Origin of the sequence: Paenibacillus sp. 102 (assembly GCF_039549175.1) — a bacterium.
GTDB lineage: Bacteria > Bacillota > Bacilli > Bacillales > Bacillaceae_G > Bacillus_A.
Genome location: NZ_JBCGHT010000017.1, coordinates 1 through 16,096 on the forward strand (window position 1 = coordinate 1; position 16,096 = coordinate 16,096).

At 37.5% G+C, this 16,096-nt stretch carries 15 protein-coding genes; 10 read left to right on the plus strand and 5 right to left on the minus strand.

What is annotated here, in order from left to right; all coding sequences use genetic code 11:
- The first annotated feature begins 559 nt into the window (after nt 1-559).
- Complete coding sequence (locus AAIE21_RS23800) at nt 560-1,462, plus strand: mechanosensitive ion channel family protein (RefSeq protein ID WP_343269031.1); 903 nt, start codon at nt 560-562, stop codon at nt 1,460-1,462.
- A gap of 303 nt (nt 1,463-1,765) precedes the next feature.
- Here the strand turns inward: AAIE21_RS23800 and AAIE21_RS23805 are convergent, their stop codons facing one another.
- Together AAIE21_RS23805 and AAIE21_RS23810 are read right to left on the minus strand one after the other, a co-directional pair.
- The gene (locus tag AAIE21_RS23805) at nt 1,766-2,764 is read right to left on the minus strand and encodes an HAAS signaling domain-containing protein (RefSeq protein WP_343269032.1); all 999 of its coding nucleotides are present in this window, start codon (nt 2,762-2,764) and stop codon (nt 1,766-1,768) included.
- Nucleotides 2,751-3,098, minus strand: coding sequence for a PadR family transcriptional regulator (locus AAIE21_RS23810; protein ID WP_343269033.1), 348 nt, complete (start codon nt 3,096-3,098; stop codon nt 2,751-2,753). Before AAIE21_RS23810 ends, AAIE21_RS23805 begins: the two co-directional genes overlap by 14 nt.
- Before the next feature lie 292 nt (nt 3,099-3,390).
- On the opposite strand from AAIE21_RS23810, the gene AAIE21_RS23815 reads away from it, so the two are divergent.
- The 5 genes from AAIE21_RS23815 (at nt 3,391) to AAIE21_RS23835 (ending at nt 8,664) form a co-directional block, all read left to right on the plus strand.
- Complete coding sequence (locus AAIE21_RS23815; RefSeq protein WP_343269034.1) at nt 3,391-3,867, plus strand: PH domain-containing protein; 477 nt, start codon at nt 3,391-3,393, stop codon at nt 3,865-3,867.
- Nucleotides 3,860-5,281: a PH domain-containing protein gene (locus tag AAIE21_RS23820; protein ID WP_343269035.1), complete on the plus strand. Its 1,422-nt coding sequence runs from the start codon at nt 3,860-3,862 to the stop codon at nt 5,279-5,281. The genes AAIE21_RS23815 and AAIE21_RS23820 overlap by 8 nt, the downstream gene beginning before the upstream one ends.
- Before the next feature lie 106 nt (nt 5,282-5,387).
- A complete protein-coding gene (locus tag AAIE21_RS23825) occupies nt 5,388-6,062 on the plus strand; it encodes a response regulator transcription factor (RefSeq protein WP_343269036.1) in 675 nt (224 codons plus the stop codon).
- Nucleotides 6,063-6,130: 68 nt separating this feature from the next.
- Complete coding sequence (locus AAIE21_RS23830) at nt 6,131-7,393, plus strand: sensor histidine kinase (RefSeq protein WP_343269037.1); 1,263 nt, start codon at nt 6,131-6,133, stop codon at nt 7,391-7,393.
- A gap of 179 nt (nt 7,394-7,572) precedes the next feature.
- Nucleotides 7,573-8,664, plus strand: a complete 1,092-nt coding sequence (locus AAIE21_RS23835) for a hypothetical protein (protein ID WP_343269038.1) — start codon at nt 7,573-7,575, stop codon at nt 8,662-8,664.
- 73 nt (nt 8,665-8,737) lie between these two features.
- Here AAIE21_RS23835 and AAIE21_RS23840 read toward each other — a convergent pair whose 3' ends face one another.
- A complete protein-coding gene (locus AAIE21_RS23840) occupies nt 8,738-9,217 on the minus strand; it encodes an antibiotic biosynthesis monooxygenase family protein (protein WP_343269039.1) in 480 nt (159 codons plus the stop codon).
- Nucleotides 9,218-9,346: 129 nt separating this feature from the next.
- Between AAIE21_RS23840 and AAIE21_RS23845 the strand changes: the two genes are divergently transcribed.
- From AAIE21_RS23845 to hemY, 4 genes are all read left to right on the plus strand, one after another.
- Nucleotides 9,347-11,464, plus strand: coding sequence for a transglycosylase domain-containing protein (locus AAIE21_RS23845; protein WP_343269040.1), 2,118 nt, complete (start codon nt 9,347-9,349; stop codon nt 11,462-11,464).
- 180 nt (nt 11,465-11,644) lie between these two features.
- Nucleotides 11,645-12,691 carry a uroporphyrinogen decarboxylase gene (gene hemE, locus AAIE21_RS23850; protein WP_343269041.1) on the plus strand — a complete coding sequence of 349 codons (1,047 nt, stop codon included), beginning with the start codon at nt 11,645-11,647 and terminating at the stop codon, nt 12,689-12,691.
- Nucleotides 12,692-12,705: 14 nt separating this feature from the next.
- Nucleotides 12,706-13,641: a ferrochelatase gene (hemH, locus tag AAIE21_RS23855; RefSeq protein ID WP_343269042.1), complete on the plus strand. Its 936-nt coding sequence runs from the start codon at nt 12,706-12,708 to the stop codon at nt 13,639-13,641.
- 24 nt (nt 13,642-13,665) lie between these two features.
- A complete protein-coding gene (gene hemY / locus AAIE21_RS23860; RefSeq protein ID WP_343269043.1) occupies nt 13,666-15,087 on the plus strand; it encodes a protoporphyrinogen oxidase in 1,422 nt (473 codons plus the stop codon).
- Nucleotides 15,088-15,324: 237 nt separating this feature from the next.
- Here the strand turns inward: hemY and AAIE21_RS23865 are convergent, their stop codons facing one another.
- Both AAIE21_RS23865 and AAIE21_RS23870 read right to left on the minus strand, forming a co-directional pair.
- The gene (locus tag AAIE21_RS23865; RefSeq protein WP_343269044.1) at nt 15,325-15,633 is read right to left on the minus strand and encodes a carboxymuconolactone decarboxylase family protein; all 309 of its coding nucleotides are present in this window, start codon (nt 15,631-15,633) and stop codon (nt 15,325-15,327) included.
- Complete coding sequence (locus AAIE21_RS23870) at nt 15,630-16,046, minus strand: tautomerase family protein (RefSeq protein WP_343269045.1); 417 nt, start codon at nt 16,044-16,046, stop codon at nt 15,630-15,632. The genes AAIE21_RS23865 and AAIE21_RS23870 overlap by 4 nt, the downstream gene beginning before the upstream one ends.
- Nucleotides 16,047-16,096 lie beyond the last annotated feature (50 nt).

Below are 16,096 nucleotides of genomic sequence, written 5' to 3' on the forward strand. Positions count from 1 at the left end.
AGATAACTCTTGTTTTTGATGCATATTCATAAAAAGCACGTCACCCTTTCTCATTAACATAAGAGAATAGTAACGTGCTTTTAACTTCAAAAATAGTCTAAATCCTTAAGTTGATGGATGTGGGGTACCGCCACATCACTGTCAAGCTAATATAAATTTGTATCCACATAATGAAAAAAACGCTATTCTCTTTGTAGAAATATACAGAAAGGATGGCGTTTCTTTATGAATTTTTCGATTCTTGACGAACTTCAACCGATTGCTGATGTTGAATTGAAACAAAGTTGTACTCTTTATAAGAAAGTCGTACCGTTTCGAAAAAGTTTAACCGGTTATAAAAAAAGATGAGCCGGAATTATGTGAATTGCGGCCGTTCATATTCAATAATCGGGCCAGATTGTTGAATATGAACTGGGAATAAAAATCAAAATAAATAGTTAAGGAAACAATATTTAAGGTTAAGGTAATAGATGATTTTGGAAGAAATTTTGATATGATTAAAAAGTATTTACAATAAATCAGCTTTGCATGAAATTTTCATTTTTAAGGAAGTGGATGGATGGATGTATTAACTTTTACTGAGGAATTTTTTAATTATGTAAGGAAGTTTTTACTTTTAAGATTTACACTATTTGCTTTGGTTCTCATGACTTTTTCCTTTGTCATAAACCGTATTATTGATTGGTTCTTTAGGAAGTCAAGTTTTTTTGATGAAGAAGTAGAACAGACGATTCAAAGTGTAATTCGATCAATTTTTAGGTATGGAATTATGATCAGCCTTGTTATTTATCTAATTAGTCAATTTGTAGATATAAAAGGTATTCTTGCAGGTGCAGGGATTGCAGGAGTTGTCATCGGTTTTGCTGCACAACAGCTGCTAAAAGATGTTATATTAGGGTTCGCAAGATTAACGGACAAAGAGTTTCGTGTCGGCGATTTTGTTACTTTTAACGGAACAAGTTCAGGTACCATTGAGGAAATCAGTATTCGCTTTATGCAAATTCGTGAATGGTCAGGGAAACTTCTTACCATCCCACATGGAGAGATTAGAATGATACAAAATTTTAATAAAGGCCGGATGCGGGTTATTGAACGGGTTACGGTAAGTTATCATGAAGATCCTACAAGAATAAAGGAATTGTTAGAAAAAGTAAGTGTTATCTGCAATGAAAAATTGGATCAAAGCCTATATAGGATAGAGGACGAGGCTGTTGAACCATTTCAATATATTGGTATTACAGACTTAAATCCAAACCTTAAATATGTTGGGTACGAATTTTGTATTGTAGGTTTGGTTAAACCTGAGGAGTATTTTGAAACTTCCAGGCAAGTAAGGTTTGAACTAATGTCTATATTCCATGAGAATCAAGTGCAAATGCCAGCAGCAAATATGTTCGTTCATACTGAAAAATTACAGGAGATTCCTGGAGAGCAGCTTTCACAAGCAGGTAAAGAAAACTAGCTGATTGGGGATCCTGGGTCAGTTCATGAGGCGCGAGTGCAAATTATATTTAGAATTTGGGTTTGTAGACCGGCAGATTTCGATGAGCTTAAGGGTTTAAACAATACCTCCTAAAAAAGTAACTTCCGTACTCGAGCGCTTTAATGGAGCAATGAAAAAAGCCTAATTTCTCAGCATTAAATGGAGAAATTAGGCTTTTTAATATTGAAATTTCCTTAACGTTGGAAATCCACTAGTATCTTAATTTCGTACGCTAAGGATTCGACTTTTTAAGGGGGCTTGTTATTAATAGACAAATATTAATTAATGAATGTTAGCCTTGCGGATACCATCCCATACACTGATTGCAGCAGATAGCATAAAGATGAAAATTCCACCGCCAACGATCCTTGAGTCAAGTTGTTTAGTAGTAATAGAGAATAAATCAGCTGTATACGTAATAAAATCTTGGTTCATTACATTTGGATTTGTTACGATCATAATGAATACAATGGTTCCGATAAGCTGGAGAGCTGTATTATATATTGCTATCCCTTTTGTCCATTGTCTCTTGATTAATTTATAAATAGACAATGCGATTTCCAAAACGATTACAACAAGAACGATTGGCCAATATTGAAGCAATACATCCTGATTAAAAGCTGAGGTTACAAAGTCGAGTCCATGTGTACTACCTCTATACATGCCCACAAGATGATTTGCGTAAAAATAAACGGTTGCCCAAATAGCAGTCCATAATAAACCTCCAAATACTTCACACTTCGTAATAGCTTTTTTCTTAGGAATATAAGATATATTTTTTAAATTGTCAGCTGTCCATTGGGTAAACCTTGTTGTGAATGGGTGACTTGCTTTTGAATGATCGACTCGTTCTATAAGCGCGAAAACAAGTGTAAGCCAGAAAAAGACGTGCATACCTACTTCAACGATTTTCCAGATACCAAAACTAATAACATCTATAATCACATTAATAACTGCTTCTTCACCATGATACCCTATAAAATATTCGGAAATAAGCGAGATGAGAGAAATAGTAGCAGCAATCGGTAAAATCATTTTTAATAACGTAACATATGTCTCAAAATAGTGAGGACCAATAAGATGCATTGGCTGATCTCGATATTTACTAGCTAATATAGCGGGATTCCCTAATGTTTCAAGGACCGCTTTTATATTTTCTTCACTGTAATCATCAAGTAACATATCCTCAATGGTTGACCTTAATTCAAGAGCGATATCTTCACGGCTTTTTTCAGGCAGTCTTCGAGTCACTTCTTGTATATAAATCTCAATTAGATTCATCATCTTCCTCCTCTTTTAACACTTCTAAGAGTTTTTTAGAATTGTCCATCCATTCTCTTTTTAACTGTAAAAAAATCTCTAAACCATATTCACTTAGAACATAGTACTTACGCGGTCTACTCTCAGATGTATCCCAACTACTTGTTACTAACTCCTGTTTTTCTAAGCGCCGTAGTAATGGATATAAAGTACTTTGATCAATGTTAATACCTGACTGTTCCAACAATTGAACAAGTGAATATCCGTACTGGGGCTTTTGTAATTGACTTAAAACAGCTAACGTCAAAGTTCCTCTTCTAAGCTCTGTTGTTAATGAATTTAATAAACTATTCATCCATCCACCTCTTTCCTTGGTGTATGTTATACAGTATATGTTTTATACTATGCGTCACACACCATTATTGTTCCAACATCAATGTAAAAAAATAATTCGATAAGAAATACATATTCTCCAAGCGATAGCATAATCATTTCTTTTTACGTTGTATTCTACATATTAAGAAAAATAACAATCTATAATTTTACAGAAAATGTTTATTCTACCTTGTTTTGTATGATTATGACATATTACAATGAAAGATAAATAGTATACATAGTTCATAGATTTCTAAATTTGGAGTGATAAAATGCAGCCATTAGAAAATGAAATTCATCCGAATATGGTCAAAGTGTGGAAAATCCATGCATTAATTGGTGCAGGGGTACTTGTAAGTATCGTTTTAGCGTATCTCGTTTTTATGATTCAATTTCATTGGTGGGGCTGGTTGTTTGGGGTATTGGTCACCTTGACGATTCTATATGCACCGCTAGATTATTTTGTTTTTCCGGCATTACGCCAGCGTTATTATAGCTACCGGTTAGATGAAGAAGAGATTGAAATTCAAAAAGGGATGTTTGTTGTAAAGCGTGTGTTAGTTCCAATGATTCGCGTTCAGCACGTAACAATTGAGCAAGGGCCAATTATGAGGAAATATGAGCTAGCAGAATTGCAAATTTCAACGGCAGCGACTTCTCATAGTATCCCAGGGTTAACAAAGAGGGAAGCAGAAGAGTTAAAACGAAGAATTGGGGAACTGGCGAAAGTGAGTGATGAGGATGTATAAGAGGCAACATCCGATTACGATCTTATTTGATATAAGAATTTCTAGTTTAATTCCTCTTATTATCATTGTGTTGCTTGATGAAGATGGGGTAGAGCCTTGGTATTGGTTTCCTATTTTCATTGTGGGCTTCGTGTTTATTTTGGCTATCTTTTCGTTTGTGAAATGGTACTTTAAAGTATATTGGATTGAAAATAATATTTTACATATAAAACAAGGAGTATTTGTTAAAAAGGAAAGCTATTTAAATAAAGAGCGTGTGCAAACCATTAGCACAGCTTCAAATATCATCTATCAGCTCTTTGGTTTAACGAAGCTCAAAATTGAGACAGCTGGTGGCGGTAGTGAGCCAGAGGTCACGTTAGCGGGTATTAAGGAAGAAGAAGCGAAAGAATTAATCGCCTTATTAAATAAAGTAGAAGATGAGAAGCCTGTAAAAGAAGGGGAAAGCTTGCGACAAGACGCAAACACAACTGTTTACGAGTTAACAGCGAAAGAAATTTTGCTAGCGTCTATTACATCCGGTCAGTTTGGTTTGTTATTTTCAGGATTGTTTTTCCTCTATACACAGTTTGATAACGTTCTTCCTAAGTGGTTAATAGACAAGGTAGAATCATATGTGAAGGACAATAGTATATATGAGTTGTTATACATGGGCGCTATTTTAATCGTAATTTCATGGGTCATTTCTACAATTGGTTATGCTTTAAAACATGCGAACTTTACAGTGCAGCGAAACGGAAATGAAATTCGTATTTCACAAGGGCTATTTGAGAAGAAAGAAATGGTTTTAAAACTGCACCGAATTCAGGCACTGACAATGAAAGAAGGAATTCTTCGTCAACCGTTTGGCTATTGTTCTATGGAAGTAGAAGTTATTCAAAGCATAGACACAAAGAATATGAATGTCATACTGCACCCGCTCATGAAGAAAGAGGATGTACAAGAGCTATTGACCTATTTGAAGTTGCCGTATGAAATAGGAGAGGAAATTGTACATTTGCCAAAAGCAGCACTGCGTCGTTACTTGATTATGGGCTGGATGATTTTTGGACTTGCATCGGTACCAATTATAGGGGCAAGTGTGTATTTTGAGCAATATAGTGCTTTATTTACATTAGTGCCATTATTTTTGTTCTTTACGATTCTTGGATATGGAAAATATAAAACGGGTGGATATGCGATAAAAGGTGAGCAGTTGACGATTGTGTATCGAGGTATTGCCAAGTATACAGGATTTATAAAAAGAAGACATGTACAAGCGATGACAAAATCGCAATCGTACTTCCAGCGAAAAGATCGGTTGTATACATATATTGTAGCGGTAGCTTGCAGTGTGGCGGGGCGTCATTATGAATTGAAGCATGTGCGTGAAGAGGATGTAGCTTGTGTACATGAGTGGTATAAGGAAAAATAAAAGAAAGCTAGGTATGTAACCCGGGTAGTGGATTGTTTGAAAATTCTATTATTCGGGTTTTTTGTATGCTATGTCACTCTTAAATTAGGAAGGGGAGAGATAGGTAATGGGATTAACAATTTTACATATAGAAGATGATGAAGAAATTGGATTATGGGTAAGTGAGTTTTTTACTGAACGGGGATATAAAGTGATTTGGTTGAAGTCTGGCCATCATGCATTTGAATACATAGAACAAACGGACGTTGTTATTATGGACATTATGCTTCCGGGGCTGGATGGTTATACGATTGGACAGCGAATGAAGCAAAAGTTCCCTGAAATACCAATTATGATGCTCACAGCGAGAGCTTCAATAGAAGATAAACTACAAGGGCTTGCTTTTGCAGATGATTATATGACGAAGCCGTACCATCCTGATGAACTCGAGGCCCGTATTCATGTTCTCTTAAGGCGACTCGGTGTGGTTTCTCCGGATCATATACAGTTGAACCATTTAAGTATTGACCGGAAAGCCAACCGTATTTTGAGTTCACAAACGAATAAAGAGATTATCTTAACTGGTAAACAGTTTCATATCTTTATGTTTCTTCTCAATCACCCAAATCAGATTTTGACTCAAAAGCAAATATATGAAGCTGTGTGGGAAGATTCCTATATAAAAGGGGATCGGACTCTTATGGTCCACATTCGTCATTTGCGTGAAAAAATAGAGATTGATCCCAGTCATCCTCAGATTATCGAGACGATTCGCGGCATCGGGTATCGGTTGAAGTTATGAATATTCGAAGATCGCTTGTTACCAAATATTTGTTATTGATCATTGCCTCTTTATTCATGTGGCCTATTTTGCCAGCAATCTATTATTTACCTGACATTTTGCTTAAACAAGATGAGATACATGAGCCACTGGAAATAGAAAAAATGTGGAAACATGAAGCTGAACAACTAAATGAAGCTAATGAGAATACAATCAATGAAAAGCTCGGTAAGATACAAGGACATTATCCGAAAGCTGAGCTGTTTTGGGTCGACAAAGCAGGGAAAACCCATGTGATCAATCAGCGTATCGTAGAGATTCCTGATGAATGGACATCTTTGAACCTCATCAACTATCTCGATAGGAAAAAGCAACAAGATATATTCACTGTGACAGCTACGATTGGTAAAGATGGTGAACAAGGATTTATGGTATTTCATATCCCAAAATCTATTACAACGCTTGCGATTCAGCCAGTAAATGGAGATCTCTTTTTAATCCTTATTATTTTTGTCGTAGGTGTTTTGATTGTAATGGTATCTTTGTTATTTTTCTTAAGTATTCGCAAAAGACTTGTACAACTTCAAAGCGCAATGTCAGATACCTTAAATGATGGAATACCTGATAAGGTTACAGTCAATAACAGTGATGAGATTGGACAATTGGAAAAAGCCTTCAACAGGATGATCAATCAGTTAAAAGACAGCCGGAAGCGCGAGAAGGAAGAAGAGTATCTACGAAAACAATTGATTGCGAATATCTCTCACGATTTACGGACGCCTTTAACTGTTATTAGACAGCATGCCTACTCCATTCAGAATAACCCCTCACCCTTAAAAGCAACCGCATCGGTACAAATTATCGTCAACAAACTAAATGATGTTGGAAAATTACTTGAAAATCTTCTTACTTACACATTACTTTCAGCTGGAAAGTATCCATTAGAGAAGACAAACGTAGATGTGATTGAAGAGTTACGTAATGCTGTCGCCGAGTGGTATCCAGTTTTTGAGAAAGAAGGTTTTGAAGTGGATGTCCATTTGGCTGACTGTTCATTGATTTGGCAGGTGGATCCTCTCTGGCTACGCAGTATATTGGATAACCTGTTTCAAAATGTCATTAGGCATGCCAGTTCTGGCGGATATATTTGTGTAGAAACAATTGCTCGTGACGGCGACTTATTTATGGTTATTAGAGATAAAGGGCGGGGAATGAAGCACCACTCAGAAGCAAAAGGAGCGGGCATCGGGCTATCCATCGTTTCGCTCATGACCAGGGAAATGGATGTTTTTTGGGAGGTATCCAGTTCTCCGCAAGGTACATGGCATTATTTACGGCAAAAATTAAACTAGATTTAAACTTGAGGTCACCTCGATTTTCCATTCGCTCAATACAATGGATATCGAGGTGATTTTTTATGGTAGCTAAAAAAGGAAATAGGATGTGAGGTAAGGTTAGTGGAAAATTTGGATGCATGTGTATAAAAGGGTAAATCAGTTTCAAGAAAATAATAGGAAAGGGTGTTTTTTCAGTGAATACAAATTCTGCATTGCCTTCACCAAAGAAAAGAGAAGGAATGAGCCTAAAGCGATGGCCATCTTGGATTGGGTATATAGCCATTGCTTGGTCAGCCCTTTATGGATCGATGCACCTTTACTGGTTGCTTGGAGGAGAGGGGTATCCTTTTAAGAATGAAGATGGTATGGATTTGTTTGCTGGCAAGGTTACTTATCTTCCGTCCCATGTTGGAGGTATCATATTTGTTGTTCTTTGTCTCATAGGTATATTGGTTGGATTTTCAATGAGGAAGCCAGTAGAAAAGACTTTTCAACAGCGGCTTATCCTCATCTATGCCTGGGGGTGGGCGGCCGCTTTACTCCTCTTTGTACCGGATGCCAGTCTGATTGCGTCCATGGCCTATGCTTTTTTATTAAAATTTAAGTTTGACTGGCTGATGTTCAATCAAATTATATGTGTTCTAGGAGGAATATCTTGGGGGTTTTTCGCTGTAGCTTATCGAAGAAAAATACGCCATGCATGTGAATATTGCGGAAGGAAAGCGGACGGGAAAGCATCTCTTCTCATGCGATGGAGTCGATGGATTACCTATCTTGCGGCTCTTGCTCCTATTCCATACGCAATTACGCGCTATGCTTGGGCATTGAAAATCCCGCTAGGAATTGACGCGAAGTTTTTGCAGGACTTTTCCAATGTCAATCCAGCGCATCATATTACTGAATGGGCTTTCGGATCGATATGTATCGCTGGTAGTATTCTTACGCTAGGTTTGATCCAGAAATGGGGTGAAACCTTCCCGCGATGGTTCCCATTCGTTAACGGTAAAAGGGTGCCAATCCTGCTGGCGGTGATTCCAGCATCGTGTGTAGCGATTGCTGTAACCGCTGCGGGCTTCACCTTTACTTTCGCTTTTATCGCGGTTCAATTTCAACTCGTGTCTACAGATAATATTTTGCTGAGTCACATTTGGGGTTCAATAGGGCCAATGCTTTTATGGATTCTCTGGGGGATAGCGCTAGGTCTTGCTTCTATCGCTTATTATTATCGTAGGAGAGGTCGATGTAATCATTGCGGTAGAGATGAATTAGAAAGTATTTCTGGATAACAGGATCATGACTTTGTGGAAGACATAGAAAAAAGCTGTAGCTTCTTCTCAATCGAAGTTACAGCTTTTTTGTTTAAGCTAACACATCAAAAGTCGTCACAAAAGAAGGTTTTGAGAAGATACTCTTTTGCGGCTCTGCATTTGCTTGTGCTTGTGCAGGGCGTTTTTTATGTGCATTTTCGAAAGAACGTGACTCTGTCCAATCTTTAAAGTTTTGTTCGTTTTCCCACATTGTCATAATGACATATGTATCGTTACTTAATGGACGAAGAACGCGGATTGCTTGGAAACCAGGTTCATTTTCAATAAGTCCTGCGCGGTTTTTGAAACGATTTTCAAAAACAGGACGGCCTTCGTCTGTAACAGAGATGTTGTTACAAACAATAAATCCAGGTTGTCCTTTAAATTCTCCGACAGCGTCTAGTACATCATACCCAAGTGAACCTTCTACAGTTTCCTCAGTATTTTCTTTATAAAACATATCTTTTTCATTATTCTTTGCAGTGAAATGTGGTTGTTCTAGAGGTGTTTCGTATGAAATAATCGCTTTCATTTGTAATGCCCCCTTTATGAGTTTGATTTCATTATAGCAACTCTTCCGAAAAAGTTCGAAGATTATATACATAAAGAGAATCGTTTTTCAAATAATAAACATACCATCATTTGGAAAGAAGGACGATGAATGAAGAAAATAAAGTGGACCTTAATGGGCGGCGTGGCAGTGTTTGTAGTTGCGATTGTACTCTATAAACTAATTGTGTTAGCTGGTGGTTATATGATGGATGAAAAGCAGCTGGTTTTCCACTCTTCATCACGTATCGTTGATCAGCGAGGAAAAGAAATTACAAAGTTATATGTAGAAAATAGAGATCTTGTACCGATTGAACAAATTCCGAAATATGTACAACAAGCATTTATCGCTGTAGAGGACTCCAGGTTTTATACCCATCATGGAATTGACTATCCTTCTGTATTTCGTGCATTGTATAAAGATATTTTAGCGAGAGAAAAAGTGGAGGGCGGTAGCACGATTACGCAGCAACTTGTTAAAAATGTTTTTTTAACACATGAAAAAACGTTCACACGTAAATTAAAAGAAGTAGCAATCGCTCTTAAATTAGAACAAACATATACGAAAGATCAGCTTCTTGAAATGTATATGAATCATATTTATTTCGGTCATGGTGCGTACGGAATTCAGGCCGCAGCGAAATTGTATTTTAATAAAGATGTAGAAAAGTTAACAGTGGAAGAAGGAGCAATGCTTGCCGGACTTCCAAAGGCACCGAATGGGTATTCTCCGTTTCTACATCCAGAAAAGAGTAAGGAGCGCCGTGATTTAGTATTGTCTCTTATGCATAAACAAGAATACATATCAGCGGAAGAGAGCGTTCGCTATCAAGGGAAAACAATTGCGCTTTATAAAACTTTAGATGAGCGAGAACTAGCTTATATGCCCTATATAGATATGGTGGTAGATGAGGCGGCACGTTTGTATGGTTTGTCACATCAGGAAGTTTTGCGCGGAGGTTATACATTTGTAGTCTCGATGGATGAAAAAATTCAAAAGGTAGCCTATGATCAATTTCAAGATACGCGGAATTTTCCAGGGAAAGAGGGCGGAGCACAAGGTGCCTTTTTATTAATGGACAATGCGACGGGGGGAATTAAAGCAGCGATTGGCGGGAGAGAGTATGTCCCAAGAGGGTTTAATCGAGTGTTTGCGAAAAGGCAGCCAGGGTCTGTTTTAAAGCCACTCATTGTGTACGCACCAGCGCTGGAAACGAAAAAATATAATCCATATTCTTTATTAACAAATGAGCAAGCGTCTTTTGAAGAATATGCACCAAGAAATTATAATCATCGGTATGCAAAAGAAGTAACGATGTATGATGCGCTCTTAGAATCGGCGAATATACCAGCTGTATCCTTATTACATGAAATGGGAGTCGAAGAAGGGAAGCAATATTTAGAGAAGGGAAATATTCATATTGCAGAGTCTGGATTAAGTACGGCGCTTGGCGGACTAAAAGAAGGGGTTTCTCCATTTGAACTTGTAAAGATGTACCGTGCATTCTTAGCGAACGGAAAAATTATTGAGCCACATGTGATTGAGAAGGTACTTGATCGGCACGGAAAGGTAATTGGAGAATCGCCTAAAAATGAAACGAAAGTTTTTTCAAAACAAACCGCGTGGTATATGACAAAAATGCTAGAAGGTGTTGTAAAAGAAGGAACCGCGAAAGCGGGTGAATATAAAGGTGCGCTAGCAGGGAAAACAGGTACAACGTCACTTCCAAATCAAAGTGAAGGTGCTAGAGATGTTTGGTTTGTTGGATATACGCCGAGTTTAGTAGGGGCGGTATGGATTGGATATGATCGTACAGACAGAGAACACCAATTACATGATGGAAGTGCGTCTGCAACAGAGTTGTTTAAAAAGATTTTAACGAAGGCGAAAGTACAAGATAATCCGAGTTTCAAGAGACCAAAAGGTGTTGAAACGATTGGGACGCCAATCCGTTTAAGGAAAATTGAAAATATCGAGGCGAAAGTATCTTTTAGCCCGTTTGGTTTATTTGCGATGAAATTGAGCTGGAAGCCACTTCACGATAAACGGGTTATCTATCGAATTTATAAGGTTGAGAATGGCATCCATACTCATGTGGGAACAGTAAAAGGGATTGGTGAGTATGAGGAAAAGTTTATTAACATATTCGCTAAACCAAGCTTTTATGTTGTTCCATACAATCCACAAACAAATCGAGAAGGAGAAAAGACAAAAGTAGCTAAACCGTAGTTTTTGCTTATGATATAATAAGAATGTTGTGAAAAAAGTAAGCGATTTTACGAACGTTTGTGTCAATTTCATGAACAACGTACAGAATGGTATACATTTTGTTTTTACAAGCTGTATAGTAAAAAAAGATAAATAGGATAGGATTCGTTAGAAGCATTGGTAAGGAAGGGAGCAAGGGTCTTGGTAAGAACTATAAATGAGACATTTTTAAAAGCGTGCATGGGGGAACAAACAGAATATGTACCAGCATGGTATATGAGGCAAGCAGGTCGTTCACAGCCTGAGTATAGAAAGATAAAAGAAAAGTATTCTTTATTTGAAATTACACATAATCCGGAGCTATGTGCGTATGTTACAAAGCTTCCAGTTGATCAATATAATGTTGACGCAGCAATTCTTTATAAAGATATTATGTCACCGCTACCAGCAATCGGTGTTGATGTAGAAATTAAATCTGGAATTGGACCAGTTATTGATAACCCAATTCGCTCTTTACAAGACGTAGAGAAACTTGGTGAAATTCATCCAGAAGAGGATGTTCCATACATATTAGATACAATTCGTTTATTAACAACAGAGATGTTAGATGTTCCGCTAATTGGTTTTTCAGGGGCACCATTTACATTAGCGAGTTACATGATTGAAGGGGGACCTTCTCGTAACTATCATAATACAAAGGCATTTATGTATGCAGAGCCGAAAGCTTGGTTTGCTTTAATGGATAAGCTTGCTGATATGGTAATTACATATTTGAAGGCACAAATCAAAGCAGGAGCAAAAGCAGTGCAAGTTTTTGATTCTTGGGTTGGAACGGTGAATGTAGCAGATTACCGTGTATTTATTAAACCTGCAATGGAGCGTATTTTCACGGAAGTTCGCGCACTGAATGTTCCCATGATTATGCACGGCGTTGGAGCGGGGCATTTAGCAAATGAATGGCATGAATTGCCTCTTGATGTAGTCGGACTTGATTGGCGTCTGTCAATTGAAGAAGCACGTGCACGTGGCATTCATAAAGCGGTACAGGGTAATATGGATCCTTCTTTCTTACTTGCACCATGGGACGTAATCGAGGAGCATGTAAAAGGTATTCTAGACCAAGGAATGAAGCAGCCTGGTTATATATTTAACTTAGGTCACGGTGTATTCCCAGAAGTAAATCCAGATACATTGAAACGTTTAACAGCGTTTATTCATGATTATTCGAAAGCACAGTTAGCGAAGTAAAGGAGAATACGTGTATGAAAAAGAAAATTGGCTTGCTTGTAATGGCATACGGAACACCTTATAAAGAAGAAGATATTGAACGTTACTATACGCATATTCGTAGAGGCAGAAAGCCAAGTCCGGAAATGTTAGAGGACCTAACAGAACGTTACCGCGCGATTGGCGGTATTTCTCCTTTAGCTACTATTACATTAGAACAAGCGAAAAAGTTAGAAAAACGTTTAAACGAAGTGCAAGATAACGTAGAATTCCACATGTATCTTGGTTTAAAACATATTGAACCTTTTATTGAGGATGCTGTAGGGGCTATGCATAATGACGGGATTGAAGAGGCAATCGCCCTTGTTCTTGCTCCGCATTATTCTACGTTCAGCGTAAAATCATATGTTGGCAGAGCGCAAGAAGAAGCAGATAAGCTTGGAAACTTAACCATTCATGGTATTGATAGTTGGTATAAAGAACCGAAGTTTATTCAGTACTGGGTAGATGAAGTGAAAAAAGTATATAGCAGTATGACAGAAGAAGAACGTGAAAAAGCAGTTTTAATTGTATCTGCGCATAGTTTACCAGAGAAAATCATCGCGTTAGGTGATCCTTATCCAGATCAGTTAAATGAAACAGCTGATTATATTGCGAGAGGTGCGGAAGTTCGGAATTATGCGGTTGGTTGGCAAAGTGCTGGAAATACACCGGACCCATGGATTGGGCCAGATGTACAAGATTTAACGAGAGAATTAAACGAAAAGTATGGTTATAATTCATTTGTATATGCACCGGTTGGCTTTGTAGCTGAACATTTAGAAGTGTTATATGACAATGATATTGAATGCAAAATTGTTACAGAAGAAATTGGAGCGGAGTATTATCGCCCAGAAATGCCAAATGCATCAGACGCATTTATTTCTTGTTTAGCAGATGTCGTGTTAAAGAAACAAGCTGAGGTTTCGTAATACCATAGGAGAGGAGGAGCCTTTTTGAAAAAGAAAGTTGTTATCATCGGTGGTGGAATTACAGGTTTAACAACAGCGTATTACTTACAAAAAGAAATTCGCGAAAAGGGATTGCCGATTGATACATTGTTAATAGAAGCATCGGGTAAGCTTGGAGGGAAAATTCAAACCGTTCGAAAAGATGGATTTACAATTGAACGTGGTCCAGATTCTTTCTTAGAAAGAAAAGAGAGTGCGGCTAGATTGGCAAAAGAACTAGGGCTTGGAGATCAGCTTGTAAACAACGCAACTGGTCAGTCATTTGTTCTTGTAAACAATCGATTACATAAGATGCCGAGCGGATCAATGATGGGAATTCCAACGCAAATTACCCCGTTTCTATTTTCAGGGTTGTTCTCTCCGATTGGTAAAGTAAGAGCAGGTTTTGATTTTGTATTACCACGTTCAAAGCCTGTTTCTGATCAATCACTTGGTCAATTTTTCCGTCGTCGTTTAGGGAATGAAGTGGTTGAAAATTTAATCGAACCATTATTATCTGGAATTTATGCAGGGGATATTGATCAAATGAGTTTAATGTCAACATTCCCGCAGTTTTATCAAGTAGAGCAGAAGTATCGTAGTATTTCACTCGGTATGCGTAATTTGGTTCCGAAAAAAGAAAAGGATGCATTGCCGAAAGGAATGTTTTTAACATTAAAAACAGGTTTGCAGTCCATTGTGGAAGAATTAGAAGAGCGGCTAGAAGTTGGAACAGTTGTAAAGGGAACTCGCATTGAAAAAATCGCAAAAATGGGTGACGGTTATTCGATTACACTAAGCAATGGAAAAGAAATTGAGGCGGACTCTATCGTTGTTGCTGCGTCTCATAAAGTATTGCCGTCTATGTTTGCACAGTATAAAGAGTTCCGCTTCTTCCGCAATGTTCCATCGACATCCGTTGCGAATGTTGCATTAGCCTTTCCAAAAGAAGCTATCAAGCGTGATATTGATGGAACGGGTTTCGTTGTATCTCGCAATAGTGATTTTTCTATTACCGCATGTACGTGGACACATAAGAAGTGGCCGCATACAACGCCGGAAGGGAAAGTACTTCTTCGTTGCTATGTTGGACGTCCTGGTGATGAAGCAATCGTCGAACAATCAGATGAAGAAATTGTTCAATTTATATTAGAAGACTTGCAGAAAACGATGGATATAACAGCAAAGCCAGACTTTACTGTTGTAAGCCGCTGGAAAGATGCAATGCCGCAATATACAGTGGGGCATAAAGAAAGAATGAAGAAGTTAACAACATTTATGGAACGAGAATTACCTGGTGTATATTTAGCTGGTAGCTCTTACGCTGGATCCGGTCTTCCTGATTGTATTGATCAAGGTGAGGCGGCTGTAAAGCGTGTGTTGTCTTATTTAGAAAAAGTAGATGAGACGGAATTGATTGCGCAATAAAAAAACAGGAGCTATTGGCTCCTGTTTTTTTGTCGTTATTTGTCGCGCGGTCGATATCCTTTGTCGAATCGCCGATATATCGGGAGAAACGGTCGATATATTTGAATTTGCACAGATATAATTTCACTTACTGATATATGTACAAGTTATCATTATTATTTTACAGTATTTTTAGAGTTTTGTGATCGATTTTGAATAATGGAATATAACCCAATAGCTTTAAAAGGTAAGTATTTTTTACCTAAGTATCACATTTAATGCAGCCGCCGCTTTCGGCCATCCAACGTAAAAGGCTAGATGTGTGATTAAAGCAATTATTTCTTGCTCAGTCATGCTGTTTTTCTCAGCTAATTGTAGATGAAATGGTAGTTGTTCCGTATTGCCGATGCTAATTAGAGCAGAAAGTGTAATAAAACTTCTTTCTTTTGATGTTAAAGTAGGGTCTCTCCATACTTTTTCGAATAACACGTTTTCACTATAATCAACAAAATCGGGAGCAAGATCTCTCATTTTTTTCGGGATATGGCATTCGATGCGATCATTCACGATTCTTTCTCCTCCTTTATAGTAACCATGTGTGCAATTCCTTGACCAAATGACCAGTTTTCAGCAGGTGTTTCGTTTAATGTAATAAAAATATCGGTTGTAGGGATATTTAGATGGTTATAAAAAATTTTTGAGATAGATTGATATAAATTCCTTTTTTGATTTATTGTTCTCCCAGGTCCACATGTAATAGAAACATATATCATTTTCTCGGATCTCTTTTTCTCTTCTTCTAAAAGATAATATGGATCATAAAAAAATTGATGCGATGGATAGGGTAAAAACATGTGAAAGTAATCATCTTTTGGAATCTGAAAATGTTCCATTAACGCAAGGTGAATACCATTACTTACTTTTTTTAACTTTTCTTTATTCGATTGATTTTCTGGATAATAAACAGTAACAAACGGCATTTCTTCTTCACTCCCTTTCGTATGGATTTATTTTACTCCTACAATTTTGA